This is a genomic window from Actinoallomurus sp. NBC_01490 (assembly GCF_036227085.1).
Lineage (GTDB): Bacteria > Actinomycetota > Actinomycetes > Streptosporangiales > Streptosporangiaceae > Actinoallomurus > Actinoallomurus oryzae.
The window spans coordinates 5,809,938-5,826,438 of record NZ_CP109433.1 but is presented as its reverse complement, the minus strand read 5'-3'; the positions used below and the strand labels follow the sequence as shown (position 1 = coordinate 5,826,438).

Here is a 16,501-nt window from a genome sequence, read left to right as displayed (position 1 = left end):
GAAGATCCGAACCGGACCCCCTCTGGGGCAACCCTACTAACTTACCACCCTCGGCCCGCCTGTCAACCCTCAGGACCAAAATCCCAAAAGATCAACAAACCCAACCGAGAATAGCCCCACAACACACAACCACCCCAGCAGACAACCATCCGCCAAGACGATCACTACGTCGAAGGAACCCCACCCGGGCCGGCCACCGATAGGCGTCCTGCATCCCGTTCGTCGGGGCAACTCCCCAAGTCTACCTCGCCCCAACCGTGGTCCGGACCAAGAAGCTCTTTGAGAGTCTCCTCCCTGAGGCCGAGGCGCCTTCCGGCGTCCCGCTCCCTCACGGCACGAAGAACGTTACGTGCCCGGCTCCGACCCGTCAAATTGCGGTAACTTGCTGCAACGCCCCAGCTCAGGGGCGGTTTCGTGCTGCTCCACGGCCGGCGCACCCCGGTCCGTGACCGGACCGTGATCATCAAGTTCGGATCGCTGGACGCATCGATCCACTCCAGTCACAGGACCCACGGCCACGATCGCCGGGAACACTTACGTAGCGCGGCGGCGCCCGCACAGGGACGCCGCCTTTACGTTGTAGATCATCGCTACGCGGCCGCGTGCACGAAGCGGACGGCGCCGCGGCCGCGCCCGGCCCCAGGCCGGGCGTGGCGAACCGTACGGCAGCGCCGTGCCCCTGCTCGCGGCAGGCGAGCGTTCCCGGCGGTCCCTCCTGCCGTACTGCCGGTAGCTCGCGGCGGGCGAGCGCCCGGGCGGTCTCTCAGACCCGCTATGAGACCGTCACGCCGCCCACGTTGCGCTTGCCGCGGCGCAGGACCAGGAAGCGGCCGTGAAGCAGGTCCGACGTCGACGGGACGGCCGCCTCGTCGGTCACCTTGACGTTGTTGACGTACGCGCCGCCCTGGGCGATCGTGCGGCGGGCCTCCGATTTGCTGCCCACCAGCTTCGTCTCCGCCAGCAGGTCCACCACCGACGGCAGCGGAGCCGACACCTCGGCCGACGGAACCGACGCCAGAGCGCTCTCCAGCGTCCGTTCGTCCAGCTCCCCCAGCTCCCCCTGCCCGAACAGCGCCCGCGACGCGGCGATCACCTTCGCCGTCTCGTCCTCACCGTGAACGAGTGTCGTGAGCTCCTCCGCCAGGGCGCGCTGGGCCAGGCGGGCGGCGGGGCGTTCGCCGGTCGCCTTCTCCAGCTCCTCGATCTCCTCCCGGCCGCGGAAGCTGAAGAACTTCAGGAACCGTACGACGTCGCGATCGTCGGCGTTGAGCCAGAACTGGTAGAAGGCGTACGGCGTCGTCAGCGACGGATCCAGCCAGTACGTCTCCCCGCCCGCCGTCTTTCCGAACTTCGTGCCGTCCGCGCGGGTCACCAGCGGTGTCGTCAGTGCGTGGGCCGTGGCGCCCTCCGCCCGGCGGATGAGGTCGACGCCGGAGGCGAGGTTGCCCCACTGGTCGCTGCCGCCGGTCTGGAGCCGGCAGTCGTAGCGGCGGTACAGCTCCAGGTAGTCCAGCGACTGCAGCAGCATGTAGCTGAACTCGGTGTAGCTCAGCCCCGTGGTCTCCAGGCGGTTCCGGACCATGTCACGGGCCAGCATGCGGTTCACCGGGAAGTGCTTGCCGACGTCGCGCAGGAACTCGATGGCCGACATCGATCCGGTCCAGTCGAGGTTGCTGACGATCATGCCCTTGTCGTCGCTGAGCGACAGGAACCGCGAGACCTGTTCGCGAATCCGCTCGAGCCAGCCCGCCACGACATCCTCGGAGTTCAGCGTCCGCTCGGCGCTCTTGCCCGACGGATCGCCGATCAGGCCCGTCGCGCCGCCGACCAGGCCGATCGTGCGGTGCCCGGCGAGCTGGAAACGCCGCAGGGTCAGGAGCTGGACCAGGTTGCCGACGTGCAGCGACGGCGCGGTCGGGTCGAACCCGCAATAGAGCGTGACCGGCCCCGCGGCGAGCATGGCTCGCAGTTCGTCCAGGTCAGTGGACTGCGCGATCAGGCCGCGCCACGCGAGGTCATCCAGGATGTCGGTCACGTTCTCCCTCGTCTCATCGAACGTCCGGCAACAAGCATGCCGGTACTGCCGACGACAAAAATAATGGTTTTCAGCCCTGATCTATCACCGTACGACGCCGTGGCGTGTGGAGACGGTACGGGGACACGCTCGGGTCGCCGTCGATCCAGAACCTCCACGGCACGTCCTTGGCGCTGCTGACCCCCGTGCGCGGGCCCGTGCGGAAGGACGACGCGGGTGATCCGGCCGACACGCGCAGCGGGCTCGCCGGATCGCAGACGTCGGTGCCGGACAGCTCGCGGTCGATGGCCAGGGCCTCGCACAGCCGGGCCGGTCCGCGGGCGAGGTCACGCGCCGATGAGCGAGGGCGGCGGGCGGCGGCCAGCTCACGCCCCTCGACGATCTCACCGGCCCGCAGCAGCACGGCCGCCGCCGTACCCTCGCCCAGGCAGACGAGGTTGACGCAGAAGTGCATGCCGTAGGTGAAGTAGACGTACGCGTGACCGGGCGGCCCGAACATCACCTCGTTGCGTTTCGTCGGCCCCCGGTAGGCGTGCGAGGCCGGATCGCGCGGGCCGGCGTACGCCTCGACCTCGGTCAGCCGGACCGAGACGACGCCTTCGGCCGTGGTACGGGTGAGCACGCAGCCGAGGAGGTCCGGCGCGACCTCCTCGGCCAGGCGATCGAAGAACGAACGCGGCAGCACGGCGGCCATCAGGACTCGTCGGCCGCCCACGACGCGTGGGAGTCGGCGAGCGACCGCAGCGCCGTCAGCTGCTGGGCGACCCGCTCGGGTGAGGTGCCGCCGTACGCCTTGCGGGCGGCGAGCGCCCCCTGCACCGAGAACACGTCGCGTACGTCGGGGGTCAGGTGCGGTGACACCTTGGCCAGCTCCTCGTCGGTGAGGTCGCCGAAGTCCTTGTCGTTGACCTGGCACCAGACCACGAGGTGACCGACGACCTCGTGCGCGTCGCGGAACGGCACGCCCTTGCGGACCAGCAGCTCGGCCAGGTCGGTGGCGAGGGCGAACCCCTGGGGCGCCAGCGACTCCAGGCGCGCGGTGTTGACGCGCATCGTGGCGATGAGCCCGGACACGGCCGGCAGGACCAGCAGCAGCGTCTCGACGGCGTCGAAGACGCCCTCCTTGTCCTCCTGCAGGTCACGGTTGTAGGTCAGCGGCAGGCCCTTGAGCGTCGTGAGCAGGGCGGTGAGGTGGCCGATGAGACGGCCGGACTTGCCGCGCGCGAGCTCCGCGACGTCGGGGTTCTTCTTCTGCGGCATGATCGAGGAGCCGGTGGCGTAGGTGTCGTCCATCTCGATCCACCGGAACTCCTGCGACGCCCACAGCACCACCTCTTCGCCCAGCCGCGACAGGTGCACGCCGATCAGCGCGGCGGCGGCCAGGAACTCCACGGCGAAGTCGCGGTCGCTGACCGCGTCCATGGAGTTGGGCGCCGCCGCGTCGAAGCCCAGCTCGTCGGCGACCGTCTCGGGGTCGAGGGGCAGCGAGGACCCGGCGAGCGCGCCGGAGCCGAGCGGGCTGACGGCGGCGCGCTTGTCCCAGTCGCGCAGCCGGTCGACGTCGCGGGCGAACCCCTGGACGTGGGCCAGCAGCTGGTGGGAGAACAGCACCGGCTGCGCGTGCTGCAGGTGCGTCATGCCGGGCGCGGCCACGCCCATGTTCTGCTCGGCCTGCGCGATGAGCGCGGTCTCCAGCTCGACGAGCCGGGACACGATCTGGCGTACGTGGTCGCGCAGGTAGAGCCGCAGGTCGGTGGCGACCTGGTCGTTGCGACTGCGGCCGGCGCGCAGCTTTCCGCCGAGGGTGCCCAGCCGCTCGAGCAGGCCGCGCTCGAGAGCGGTGTGCACGTCCTCGTCGGCCACGGCGGGCCGGAACTCTCCGGAGCGGCAGGCCGCCTCCAGGTCGTCGAGCGCACCCAGCATGCGGGACAGCTCGTCGTCGGTGAGCAGGCCCGCACGGTGCAGCACCCGCGCGTGGGCTCGGGAACCGAGCAGGTCGTACGGCGCGAGGCGCCAGTCGAACTGCACGCTCACCGACAGCCGGGCGAGGGCCTCCGACGGCCCGCCCTCGAACCGTCCGCCCCACAGCCTGGTCGGCGTCCTGCGGTGTTGCTCATCCGTCACGCTGGTTCTTCTCTCACGAATCGACGACGACATGGAGTGTTCTCCGCTATCACTGCAATATCACGGCCGGGCGCGTTCAGCCGACCTGACGGTCACGCTTCGCGGTCGCGCCGCTCACCACTAAAAGGGCTTTTGACCTGGCCCTAGGCTCATCGTTCCGCGTTCTCCGGAGCCGGGTGCGTGCCGGCGCCGCGGCCTGCCGGCACGTGCGGCAGGTCGTCCGCCGGCTCCCAGGGCGGGTGGGGCCGCCGGCCGGGGCCGGTCTCGCGCGGCGGCTCGGCGCGGCGTTCGGTCAGCGCCAGCAGCGAGGACGCGAGTGCGGCGCCGCCCGACGGGTCGCGGGAGATGACCAGGATCGTGTCATCTCCGGCGACCGTGCCGAGCACGGACGACCAGTCGGCGTGATCGATGGCCGAGGCGAGCAGCTGCGCGGCGCCCGGAGGCGTGCGCACGATCACGAGGTTCGCGGAGGCCTCCGCGGACACGAGGAGCTCCTGCGCGAGCCGGGCGAGCCGGCCGGTGAACGTCTCGGCTCCGCGCGACCGGGCCCGGCGGATGCGCTCGCCGCCCTCTCCGGGCACGGTGTAGATCAGCGAACCGTCCGCGGCGCGCAGCTTGACCACGCCGATGTCCACGAGGTCGCGGGACAGGGTCGCCTGCGTCACGTCGACTCCCTCATCGGCGAGCAGCTTGGCCAGCTCGCTCTGGGAGTGCACGGCGTTGCGGCCCAGGAGTTCGACGATGCGTGACTGACGCGCGGTCTTGGTCAGGGGCGTGGTCATGTGTCCTCCGCCGCTCCCTGCGAAAACACTCCCCGGGCTCCGCGTCCGCCCGGGCGTCGGGGCTCCGCGGCCGAGGTGCCGCGGTCACCGATTCGCTCGTTCCACTCGGTCATGTCTTCCTCAAGATATCCGGCAACGCCGCCGTGAAGGAGGCGACTTCGCCGGATGTGATGATCAGAGGCGGCGCGACGCGGATGACGTCGGGCTTGACCGCGTTGACGAGGAAGCCGGCATCGCGGGCGGCCGCCTCGACGTCGGCCGACTTCGGCTCGGACAGCACGAGGGCGCGCCACAGACCGGCACCGCGGACCCGGGCCAGGAGCGGGTGGCCGGCCGCCGCGATCCCGTCGGCGAGCTGCTCGCCCACGGCGGTGACGTGATCGAGCAGGCCTTCCTTCTCGATCGTGTCGAGGACGGCGAGCGCGGCGGCGCAGGCGATCGGGTTGCCGCCGAACGTGGACCCGTGGTCGCCCTTGCCGAACGCGGTGGCGTAGTCGCCGAAGGCGACGCAGGCGCCGATCGGCAGCCCGCCGCCCAGGCCCTTGGCGAGGGTGATCACATCGGGCCGGATGCCCTCGCGCTGATGCTGGAACCAGACGCCGGTGCGGCCGATGCCGCTCTGGATCTCGTCGACGACCAGGGCCGCGCCGGTCTCGTCGCAGATCTGCCGCGCGGCGGCGAGGTAGCCCTCCGGGGCCGGGACGACGCCGCCCTCGCCCTGGGTGGGCTCGAGGAACACCGCGGCGCACTCGCCGGTCACGGCCTCGCGCAGCGCGTCGACGGAGCCGTAGGTCACGAAGCGGACGTCGGCGCCGAACGGCCCGAACGGCTCGCGGATCGACGCCTTGCCGGTCAGCGCGAGCGCGCCCATCGTACGGCCGTGGAACCCGCCGTCCGCGGCGACGACGTACGTGCGGTTCGGACCTGCGTGCCGGCGGACCAGCTTGTAGGCGGCCTCGTTGGCCTCGGCGCCGGAGTTGGTGAAGAACACCCGCCCGTCGCCGCCGAGCAGCCCGACGAGGCGTTCGGCGAGGCGGACACCGGGCTCGTGCACGAAGAGGTTCGAGGTGTGCGCGAGCGTGCCGGCCTGCGCCGAGACGGCCGCGACCAGCGCCGGATGCGCGTGCCCGAGCGCGGATACGGCGATGCCGCCGATGAGGTCGAGATAGGCGTTGCCCTCCGGATCCCAGACACGGCAGCCCTCGCCGCGGGCGAGCGCGAGCGGCGGCACCCCGTAGTTGGGCATCATCGCCGCCTCGAAGCGGCTGCGCAGATCGTTCATGTGCCCTCCTTCGTCGGCGGAGAGACCAGGCACGCTGTGTTCACCGATTCGCTCACTTCGTTCGCTCATGCCGGCACCACCATCGTCCCGATCCCTTCGTCGGTGAAGATCTCCAGTAGCAGCGAGTGCGCGATGCGGCCGTCGAGGACGTGCGCCTGGGGCACGCCGCCGCGTACGGCGCGCAGGCACGCCTCCATCTTGGGCACCATGCCCGCGGACAGGTCGGGCAGCATCTTCTCCAGCTCCGCGGCGGTCAGCCGGGCGATCACGTCGCCCGGGTCGCCGGTGGGCGGCCAGTCGGCGTACAGGCCGTCGACGTCGGTGAGCACGATGAGCTTGGTCGCCTGCAGGGCCACCGCCAGCGCACCGGCCGCGGTGTCGGCGTTGACGTTGTAGACCACGCCGTCGTCGCCCCGCGCGATGCTGGAGATGACGGGGATGCGGCCGTCGTCGAGGAGGCTGCGCACGGCGCCGGCGTCGACCTCGACGATCTCGCCGACCTGGCCGATGTCGACCGGTTCGCCGTCGACGATCGCGGGCTTGCGCTCGGCGGTGAACAGCCGAGCGTCCTCGCCCGACATGCCGACGCCGAACGCGCCGTGCTGGTTGAGCATGCCGACGACCTCGCGGCTGACCTGGCCGACCAGCACCATGCGGACGACGTCCATGGTCTCCGGGGTGGTGACGCGCAACCCCGCCTTGAAGCTGGACTCGATGCCGAGTCGATCGAGCTGGGCGTTGATCTGCGGGCCGCCGCCGTGCACGACAACGGGGCGCAGCCCGGCGTAGCGCAGGAAGGCGACGTCCTGGGCGAAGGCCGGCCGCAGCGCCTCGTCGGTCATGGCGTGGCCGCCGTACTTGATCACGACGGTCTTGCCGTGGAACTCCTGCAGCCACGGCAGCGCCTCGATGAGCGTCGTCGCCTTGCGCAGCGCCTCGGTGGCGTCGCGGGTCGGGGGGAGGGAGGTCATGAGGAGTACGCCGAGTTCTCGTGGACGTAGTCGGCGGTCAGGTCGGTCGTGTGGATCGTCGCGCTGTGGGTGCCGGCGCTGAGGTCGACGGTGATCGTGACGTCGCGCGGCCGCATGTCGACCTTGGAGCGGTCGTCGCCGAACGATCCGTTGCGGCACACCCAGACGCCGTTGATCGCGACGTTGAGCCGGTCGGGCTCGAAGACCGCCTCGGTCGTGCCGACCGCGGACAGCACGCGGCCCCAGTTGGGGTCCTCGCCGTGGATCGCGCACTTGAGCAGGTTGCTGCGGGCGACCGCGCGGCCGGCCACGACGGCGTCGTGGTCGCTGGCGGCGCCGACGACCTCGATCGCGATCGCCTTCGTGGCGCCCTCGGCGTCGATCAGGAGCTGGCGGGCCAGGTCGGCGCACACGTCGGTGACCGTCGCGGTCAGCTCGGCCTCGTCGGCGCGGACACCGGTGGCGCCGCTGGCGAGCAGGAGGACCGTGTCGTTGGTGGACATGCAGCCGTCGGTGTCGAGCCGGTCGAAGGTCAGCCCGGTTGCGTGCCGCAGGACGCGGTCGAGGGTCTCGGGGTCGGCCTCGGCGTCGGTGGTGATGACGCAGAGCATCGTGGCGAGCGCCGGGGCGAGCATGCCCGCGCCCTTGGCCATGCCGCCGACCGTGTAGCCGCCGGCGGCCCGCCGGAAGGAGATCTTGGCGACGGTGTCGGTGGTGCGGATCGCGTCGGCCGCGCCGAGCCCGCCGTCGCGGGACAGCTCCGCGGCCGCCGCCGCCACGCCCGGCAGCAGCCGGTCCATCGGGAGCCGCTCGCCGATCAGGCCGGTGGAGCAGACCGCGATCTCGGCGGCGGAGTCGCCGAGGACGTCGGCGGCCTTCTCCGCGGTCTGGTGGGTGTCCTGGAAGCCGTCGCTCCCGGTGCAGGCGTTGGCGCCACCGGAGTTGAGCACGACCGCGTGCACCCGCCCGCCGCGCACGACCTGCTCGGACCACAGCACCGGCGCGGCCTTGACGCGGTTGCGGGTGAACACTCCGGCCGCCGCGCGGGACGGGCCGTCGTTGACGACCAGCGCGAGGTCGCGCTGGCCGCCGTCCTTGAGGCCGGCGGCGACGCCGGCGGCACGGAAGCCGAGTGGGGCGGTGACGCTCACGGGTTCTCCTTGTTCGCTTCTCCGCCCGCGAGGCCGGTCCTCGCTGCGGCGGAACTCACCGATGCCTCACGGGCGACACACACGGGTCTCGCTTCTCCGCCCATGAGGCCCGGCCTCACTTGAGTCGCTCTCATCGATGCCTCGCGCGCGTCGCTCATGGTGCGACTCCGATCGTGGTGAGGCCGAGATCCTCGGGCAGGCCGAGGGCGAGGTTGGTGCTCTGGACGGCACCGCCGGCGGTGCCCTTGGTCAGGTTGTCGATGGCGGCCACCGCGACGATCCGTCCCGCCCGCTCGTCGAGGGTGACCTGCACCGCGGCGACGTTGGCGCCGAGCGTCATGGAGGTGGAGGGCCACTCGCCCTCGGGCAGCAGGCGGACGAAGGGCTCGTCGGCGTAGGCCCGGTCGTACGCCTCGCGCAGCGCGGTCGCGGTGAGCCCCGGCGCGGCCTTGGCCGTGCAGGTGGCGAGGATGCCGCGGCTCATCGGCGCGAGGGTCGGCGTGAAGGACACCGTCACCGGGGCCTCGGCCACGGCGGACAGCTGCTGCGCGATCTCGGGGGTGTGCCGGTGGACGCCGCCCACGGCGTAGGCGCTCATCGCGCCCATGACCTCGCTGCCGAGCAGGTGCGGCTTGACCGAGCGGCCCGCGCCGGACGTGCCGGACGCCGCGACGATGACGACGTCGGGCTCGGCGACGCCCGCGGCGTACGCCGGGAACAGCGCGAGCAGGGACACGGTCGGATAGCAGCCGGGCACCGCGATGCGCCGTGTGGAGCGGAGCCGCTCGCGGGCGCCGGGCAGCTCGGGCAGGCCGTAGGGCCAGGTGCCGGCGTGCGGCGTGCCGTAGAAGCGCTCCCACTCGCCCGCGTCGTCGAGCCGGAAGTCGGCGCCGCAGTCGACCACGAGCACGTCGTCGCCGAGCGTCGCGGCGATCGCCCCGGACTGGCCGTGCGGCAGGGCGAGGAAGACGACGTCGTGCCCGGCGAGGGTCTCGGCGGTCGTCTCCTCCAGCACCCGGTCGGCGAGCGGATGCAGGTGCGGGTGGTGCGCCCCGAGCCGGGTGCCCGCGCTGGACCCGGCGGTCAGCGTGCCGATCGCGAACCCGGGATGGCCGGCGAGGACGCGCAGCAGCTCGCCACCCGCGTATCCGCTCGCTCCGGCGACCGCCACACGCGCACCCATACGTCTCGTCTCCGCTCTCGAGGCAATGGTGAAAGTATGCATTGAGATGCATCATCATGCAAGACTGATCTTCGCGGAACGTGACCGATCGGAACGGCCTCCGAGCCGGTGACCAGCGGACGCACGGTCCACCGGCCGGAGGCGGCCATCCCGGCCGGGCCCCGGACCACGCCGCGTGATGTCAGAGCCGGGCGAGACGCGCGCCCACGGTACGCGCGGCGGCGACGGCGTCCTGGCGGAGCCGCGCGGCGCCGGTCGCGCCGGTGGGGTCCGTGTAGACGACCTTGACGACCACGTTGCTCGACCGCAGCCAGACCGTGGACGAGCGCCCGGAGTCGATGCCGTCGGTCTCGTCGAAGGCGAACGCCGCGTCGGCGACGCCGGGGACGTCGGTCACCCCGGACCGGGTGCTGTTGATCTTGTCGGCGGCGTGCGCGGAGATCTGGGACTGCCGTCTCTTGTCCGCGTAGTACGCCTCGGCCAGGCCCGGCGCGGTCAGCGCGTCGCGGGGGGTGAAGTGCTGGAGCCACATCTCGATCGAGCCCTCGGTGAGCCCGGTGCCCCAGCGGCAGCCCTGCGTCTCGGCGGTGGGCGTCCGGCCGGCGCCGAGGCGGGACGCCTCCGCGGAGGTGAGCAGCGCGCAGGGCCGGGGCATGGTCGCGAACCGCCCGCGCTGCGGATCCGCCGGCGGGCGTACGGGCGGAGACTTCGCGGCGTCGTCCTTTCCGGCGAGCGCGATCCCGGCCGGTACGGCGATCCCGCAGGCCAGTGCCGACGCGAGGATCGCCAGCGCCGGGCCGCGCCGCCGGTACCACGCGCCGGGGCGGACCGGGGCCGTCGGGACCACCGCCATCGCCCGGCCGGCCGTGTCGGCGCCCGGCCAGAGCGCGGGCGCCTCTCCCCCGGCCACACGGAGCAGGAACCCCCGTATCGCGTCCGGCGGCGGCCGGTGTGCCGGGTCCTTGGCGAGCATGGCCGTGAGGAGCGGGCCCAGCGGACCGGCCCCGTGCGGCGGCAGGGGGTCCTCGGTCAGCACGGCGCTCAGCGCGCCCGCCACGGTCCGGCGGTCGAACGGCGGCCGGCCCTCCGCGGCGGTGTAGAGCGTGGCGCCGAGCGACCACAGGTCCGAGGGCGGCCCGGCGGTGTCGTCGCGAAGGCGCTCGGGCGCCATGTAGCCCGGCGACCCGACCAGGCCGCCGGAGGCCGTCAGCGACACCTCGCCGGCGAGCGTGGCGATGCCGAAGTCGGTGAGGACCACGCGGCCGTCGTCGCACAGGAAGACGTTGCCCGGCTTGACGTCGCGGTGGAGCACGCCCTCCGCGTGGGCCACGCCGAGGGCGTCCAGCACGGCCAGCCCGATCTCGGCCACCCGCTGCGGGGGCAGCGGCCCGACCTCGTCGAGGGTGCGGCCGGCCAGCAGTTCCATGATGATCCACGGCCGGTCGTCCTCGGCGATCACGTCGTGCACCCGGATGATCGAGGCGTGTCTCAGCCGGGACGACACCCGGGCCTCGCGGATCGCGCGTTCGCACAGGACGGCGCGGCGTTCGGCGGTGATCCCCTGGGGCAGCGAGAGCTCCTTGACCGCGACCGTACGCCCCAGCAACTCGTCGTCGCCGCGCCAGACCGCGCCCATGCCACCACGGCCCAGCTGCTCCGACAGCCGGTAGCGGCCGGCCAGCACCCGTGTCACGGCATCCGCCGCAGAGCCTGGGAGACCCACCGGGCGGCGTCGAGGGCGCCGGCACGGATCCGGGCGGCGTCGCCGGAGCCGTCCGCGGCGACGAACCAGACGGACAGGTAGAGGTTGCTGTCACGGAACGTCACGTCGGCCCGTTCCACGGTCCCCTTCTGGGAGGTCTCGGTCAGGTAGGCGGCCTCGCCGACCCCTGAGACGCGACGTGCCGCGCTCTGCCGCGCGCCGCTACGCCGTACGCCGATCTCGTCCCAGCCCCACGCGATGCCGGAACGCGGCCTGCTGTCGACGGCGTACTGCTGGTCGTAGGAGGCCCGGGCCGCGCCGGGGGTGGCGGTCCACGGGTCCTCGGCCGCCGTCTCGGTGCTCGGGTCGTAGACGGACTCCGCCGACACGGAGACGGCCTGGTGCCGCGCCGCCGCGGTCCAGGCGCACGAGTGGGCGTCGGGCACCTTCGACGCGTGCGGGACCAGCCGGGTGACCTGGTCCGGGGTCAGCAGGGCACAGAAGTCGAACGGCCGGACGTAACGGCCGGCGGTGGACGGGCTCGCCGGGGCGGCGGCCGCCGGGGACGCGGAGGAACGGGCGTGCGGGTGGTCCGCTCCCCGGGCGCGGAAGGCGACGGTCGCGAGCGTCGCGACGAGCAGGACGGCCGCCGCCGCGGCCAGCGGCACCACGGCCCGCAGCCGGTGGGCCGGCGCCCCGTGCGGCGGCGCGGGCAGCCCGGACGGCAGGCCCGCGGCCACCCGCCCCAGCGCGCGGGCCGTCTCGTCGGCGGAGATCCGGGTGTCCGGGTTCTTGTCCAGCAGGCGCGCGATCACCGGTGCGAGCGGGCCCGCGCGTACGGGTGGCGGGGCCTCGTCGGTGAGGACCGCGCCGAGGGCCGCCGCCGGCGTGGCCCGCGCGAACGGCGGGCGGCCCTCCACGGCGGAGTACAGCGACGCGCCCAGCGACCACAGGTCCGAGGCGGGCCCGACCGGCCGCTCGCGCAGGCGTTCGGGGGCGACGAACCCGGGTGAGCCGACGAAGTCGCCCGTGCGCGTGAGCGCCGGGTCGCCCTCCAGGCTCGCGATGCCGAAGTCGGTGAGGACCACCCGGCCGTCGTCGGCGAGCAGGATGTTGGTCGGCTTCACGTCGCGGTGCAGGAACCCGCGCGCGTGCGCCGCGCCGAGCGCCTCCAGCACCCGCAGCCCGATCGCGGCGACCGCCGGCGGCGGCAGCGGGGCCGCGTGAGCGAGCGAGCGGCCGGCCACCAACTCCATGACGATCCACGGGCGATCGTCCTCGACGACCACGTCGTGCACGGTGACGATGCCGGGATGGTCGAGCAGCGCCGACGCGCGTGCCTCGCGGATCGCCCGGCGGTACAGGTCGGCGCGCTCGGCCTCGGGCAGGCCGCCGGGAAGGAGGACCTCCTTGACCGCGACCTCGCGGCGCAGCGTCTCGTCGCGCGCCCACCACACAACGCCCATGCCGCCACGGCCGAGAGGACCCACCAGCCGGTAGCGGCCGACCAGCACGCGTTCGGTCATCCGCTTCCTCACCCCCCGGCCTCGGACCGCCGGGGTACCTACCACCGGCCGTGGCCTCGCGCCGATCCGCGAGGCCACGGCCGGAACGTTTCTCAGCCGCCGCGCAGGACCGCCCCGACCCGGTCGGCGGCCTCGGCCACCGCCGCGTCACGGGCGCCGGTCGTCTCTTCCACCGTCAGCGTGCGGTCGGCGGCACGGAAGCGCAGAGTGTACGCCAGCGACTTGTTGCCCTCGCCCGCCTGCTCACCGGTGTACAGGTCGAACAGCCGGACGGACTCCAGCAGGTCTCCCGCGCCGTGCCGGTCGACCCCGGCGCGGAGCGCGGCCTCGACGTCGGCGGCGGGCACGTCCGTCGGCACGATGAGCGCGACGTCCTGTGTGGCCACCGGGTACGTCGTGATCGCCGGGCCGGGCACCACCCTGGCCGCCCACGGCTCGAGCCGGGTCAGGTCGAGTTCCACCGCGCACGTACGGGCCGGCAGGTCGAAGGCCTTGATGACCCGCGGGTGCAGCTCACCGGCGTGGCCGATCACGACGTCGCCGGCGCGCAGGACCGCGCAGCGGCCGGGGTGCCACGGCGCGTGGCGGTCCGCCGCGACCTGGAGTTCGACACCGGCCTCGCGGGCGACGATCCGGGCGGCCTCGATGGCGTCCGCCCAGTTCGCCGCCCGGCCGGCGCCCCACCAGCCGGGCAGGTCGTGGTCGCCCGCCAGGACCGCGCCGATGCGTACGGGCTGGTCGGGCAGGGCGGCCTCGATCGCGGCGAGCTCCTCCGCCGTCGGCCCGCGGTCGACCGGGAGCCGGGGCGGCGGTGGCACGGCCTCGCCCGAGGGCGTGAACTTCGGCCGGTACACCTGGCCGATCTCGAACAGGGCCACGTCGCCGAAGCCACGCCCGATGTTGCGGGCCAGCGCGCGGAACAGCCCCGGCAGCAGGGTCGTGCGCAGCAGCGGCTCGTCGCCGGTCAGCGGGTTGGCCAGCCGCAGCGCTCGCCGCCGTGCGTCGTCGGCCGGCAGCTGCAGGGAGTCCCAGTCGCCCTCGGAGACGAACGGGTAGGCGAGCACCTCGGCGTAGCCGGCCGCGGCCAGGGCGCGGCCCGCGCGCCGCCGCAGACGCTGACCGGGTGTGAGACCGCGTCCGGCCACCGAGCGCGGCGCGCGGGCCGGAATGTTCTCATACCCCTCGAGCCGGATGACCTCTTCGGCGAGGTCGTTCGGGTCGCGCAGGTCGGGCCGCCACGACGGCGGCGTGACCGTCAGCACGTCGTCGCCGGAGACCGCGCAGCCCACCTCGCGCAGGCGGCGGATCACCGTGTCACGCCCGTACTCCATGCCGGCGACCTTGTCGGGGTGGTCGGCGCGGATCGTGATCGTCACCGGCGCGACGGGGGCCCGCAGGTTCGTCTCCCCCGGCAGGATCCGTGCGCCGCCGAGCTCGGCGAGCAGGCGCACGGCCGCGTCCGCCGCCTGGCGCTGAAGCTCGTGGTCGACACCGCGCTCGAAGCGGTAGGAGGAGTCGCTGTGCAGCTTGTGCCGCCGCGCCGTACGGGCGATCGACTCCGCGGAGAAGTGCGCCGCCTCGATGACGATGTCGGTGGACTTCTCGTCCACCTCGGTGGTCAGGCCGCCCATGACGCCCGCGATGTTGACCGGGCCGGACTCGTCGGTGATGAGGATGTCCTCGGGGTCCAGGTCGCGTACGACGTGGTCGAGGGTCTCCATCCGCTCGCCGCTCGCCGCCCGGCGTACGACGATCGGGCCCTGGAGCTTGCCGCGGTCCCAGGCGTGCAGCGGCTGGCCCAGCTCGAGCATCAGGTAGTTGGTGATGTCGACGGCCAGCGAGATCGAGCGCACTCCGCACTTCTGCAGGCGCCGCACCATCCAGATCGGGCTCGGCGCCGCCGGGTCCAGGCCCTGCACCTCGCGCAGGACGTACCGCGAGCACGCCTCCGGGTCCGCGACGGACGCCGGGTAGGAACCCTCGGCCTGCTCCGGCGGCACGTCGGCCGCCGGGTCGCGGAACGGCACGGAGAACGCCGTCGCCGTCTCGCGGGCGACCCCGCGGATCGAGGCGGTGTAGCCGCGGTCCGGCGTGATGGCGATGTCGAGCACGTCGTCACGCATCTGCAGCAGCTCGACGGCGTCCTGGCCGGGCTCGGCGCCGTACGCCGGAGGCAGCACGAGGATGCCCTCGTGCCCGTCGCCCAGGCCGAGCTCGCGCTCGGAGCAGATCATGCCCTCCGACATCCGCCCGTACGTCTTGCGCGCGCCGATCTCGAACCCGCCGGGCAGCACGCCGCCGGGCAGGATGACGACGACCAGGTCGCCCTCGGCGAAGTTGGTCGCGCCGCAGACGATGTTCTGCGGTTCGGGGTTGCCGATGTCCACCTGGCAGTAGCGGATCGGCTTCTTGAAGCCCGTCAGCTCCTCGATCGCCAGCACCCGGCCGACGACGATCGGGCCCGTGAGGTCGGCGCCGAGCTCGTCGATGGTCTCCACCTCGAGGCCGGCCGCGATCAGCTTCCGCGCGACGTCGCGGGCGGTGGCCTCCGCCGGCAGCTCGACGTACTCCCGCAGCCACGAAATCGGGACGCGCATCAGATCTCCATTCCGAAGGCGCGGGTGAAGCGGACGTCACCCTCGACCATGTCGTGCATGTCCTCCACGCCGTGCCGGAACATCAGCGTGCGCTCCACGCCCAGCCCGAACGCCCAGCCGCTGTAGCGCTCCGGGTCGACCCCGCAGGCGACCAGCACGCGCGGGTTGACCATGCCGCAGCCGCCCAGCTCGATCCAGCCCTCGGACCGGCAGGTGCGGCAGGGCTCGCCGCCCGGCTCGGCCGACGCGCCGCGGCAGACGAAGCACTCCATGTCGACCTCGGCCGACGGCTCGGTGAAGGGGAAGTAATAGGGACGGAACCGGGTCCGCAGGCCCTCGCCGAACATGCCGGTGACGAACGCGCCGATGGCGCCGCGCAGGTCGGCCATCGTGATGCCCTCGTCGACGACGAGGCCCTCCATCTGGTGGAAGACCGGGCTGTGCGTCGCGTCGAGCTCGTCGGTGCGGAACGTCTTGCCCGCGCAGACGACGTACACCGGCAGCTCGCGGTCGAGCAGCGCACGGATCTGCATCGGCGACGTGTGGGTCCGCAGGACCAGACCGGACTCCTCCGACTCGACGAAGAAGGTGTCCTGCATCTCCCGCGCCGGGTGCGCGGGCGGGAAGTTCAGCGCGTCGAAGTTGAACCACTCCGCCTCGACCTCGGGCCCCTCGACGATCTCGAACCCCATGGAGACGAAGACGTCGGTCATCCGCTCGGCGATCGTGGTCAGCGGGTGCCGGGCGCCTCGCGGGGCGCGGTCCCAGGGCAGGGTGACGTCGACGGCCTCCTCGACGAGGACCCGCTGGTCGCGTTCGTCCTCCAGCTCGGCCTGGCGGCGCTTGAGCGCCTCGGAGACGTCACGGCGGGCGCCGCCGACGCGCTTGCCGGCCTCGGCCTTGGCGTGCGGCGGCAGGGCGCCGATCTCCCGGTTGGCGAGGGCGAGCGGCGAGCGGTCGCCGGCGTGGGCCAGGCGTACCTGCTTCAGTTCTTCCAGGCTCGAGGCGGCGTCGATCGCGGCGAGCGCGTCCGCGCGCACGCGGGCCACCTCATCCGGATGCAGCGCGGTGACCTCGACCGGGTCATAGGACTTGTTGGGTGCGGACATCGGTTCGAGCAACTCCAGCCAACGGCGATAGTCATCTGG

The 16,501-nt window shown here is 73.0% G+C and carries 11 protein-coding genes and 1 pseudogene; all 12 read right to left on the bottom strand.

Annotated elements, in window-relative coordinates; all coding sequences use genetic code 11:
- Positions 1-772 precede the first annotated feature (772 nt).
- A complete protein-coding gene (tyrS, locus tag OG417_RS27130) occupies positions 773-2,035 on the bottom strand; it encodes a tyrosine--tRNA ligase (protein WP_329261887.1) in 1,263 nt (420 codons plus the stop codon).
- Positions 2,036-2,105: 70 nt separating this feature from the next.
- Complete coding sequence (locus OG417_RS27125) at positions 2,106-2,729, bottom strand: DNA-3-methyladenine glycosylase (protein ID WP_329261885.1); 624 nt, start codon at positions 2,727-2,729, stop codon at positions 2,106-2,108.
- Positions 2,729-4,159 carry an argininosuccinate lyase gene (gene argH / locus OG417_RS27120; protein ID WP_329261883.1) on the bottom strand — a complete coding sequence of 477 codons (1,431 nt, stop codon included), beginning with the start codon at positions 4,157-4,159 and terminating at the stop codon, positions 2,729-2,731. The genes OG417_RS27125 and argH overlap by 1 nt, the downstream gene beginning before the upstream one ends.
- A 281-nt stretch (positions 4,160-4,440) precedes the next feature.
- A pseudogene (locus tag OG417_RS27115) lies at positions 4,441-4,941 on the bottom strand (arginine repressor); the annotation flags it as partial.
- 109 nt (positions 4,942-5,050) lie between these two features.
- Entirely contained in the window at positions 5,051-6,223 is a 1,173-nt protein-coding gene (locus OG417_RS27110) for an acetylornithine transaminase (RefSeq protein WP_329261880.1), read from the bottom strand.
- A gap of 65 nt (positions 6,224-6,288) precedes the next feature.
- Positions 6,289-7,194, bottom strand: coding sequence for an acetylglutamate kinase (argB, locus tag OG417_RS27105; RefSeq protein WP_329261878.1), 906 nt, complete (start codon positions 7,192-7,194; stop codon positions 6,289-6,291).
- Positions 7,191-8,345 carry a bifunctional glutamate N-acetyltransferase/amino-acid acetyltransferase ArgJ gene (gene argJ, locus OG417_RS27100; protein ID WP_329261874.1) on the bottom strand — a complete coding sequence of 385 codons (1,155 nt, stop codon included), beginning with the start codon at positions 8,343-8,345 and terminating at the stop codon, positions 7,191-7,193. Before argJ ends, argB begins: the two co-directional genes overlap by 4 nt.
- A 154-nt stretch (positions 8,346-8,499) precedes the next feature.
- Positions 8,500-9,528 (bottom strand): N-acetyl-gamma-glutamyl-phosphate reductase, encoded by a 1,029-nt coding sequence (gene argC, locus OG417_RS27095; RefSeq protein ID WP_329261871.1) that lies wholly within the window; start codon positions 9,526-9,528, stop codon positions 8,500-8,502.
- A 181-nt stretch (positions 9,529-9,709) separates the two neighbouring features.
- Positions 9,710-11,221: a serine/threonine-protein kinase gene (locus OG417_RS27090; RefSeq protein ID WP_329261868.1), complete on the bottom strand. Its 1,512-nt coding sequence runs from the start codon at positions 11,219-11,221 to the stop codon at positions 9,710-9,712.
- Positions 11,218-12,756 (bottom strand): serine/threonine-protein kinase, encoded by a 1,539-nt coding sequence (locus OG417_RS27085; RefSeq protein WP_329261865.1) that lies wholly within the window; start codon positions 12,754-12,756, stop codon positions 11,218-11,220. Before OG417_RS27085 ends, OG417_RS27090 begins: the two co-directional genes overlap by 4 nt.
- 92 nt (positions 12,757-12,848) lie before the next feature.
- Entirely contained in the window at positions 12,849-15,353 is a 2,505-nt protein-coding gene (pheT, locus tag OG417_RS27080) for a phenylalanine--tRNA ligase subunit beta (RefSeq protein WP_329261862.1), read from the bottom strand.
- Positions 15,353-16,462 (bottom strand): phenylalanine--tRNA ligase subunit alpha, encoded by a 1,110-nt coding sequence (gene pheS, locus OG417_RS27075; protein WP_329262602.1) that lies wholly within the window; start codon positions 16,460-16,462, stop codon positions 15,353-15,355. The genes pheT and pheS overlap by 1 nt, the downstream gene beginning before the upstream one ends.
- Positions 16,463-16,501 lie beyond the last annotated feature (39 nt).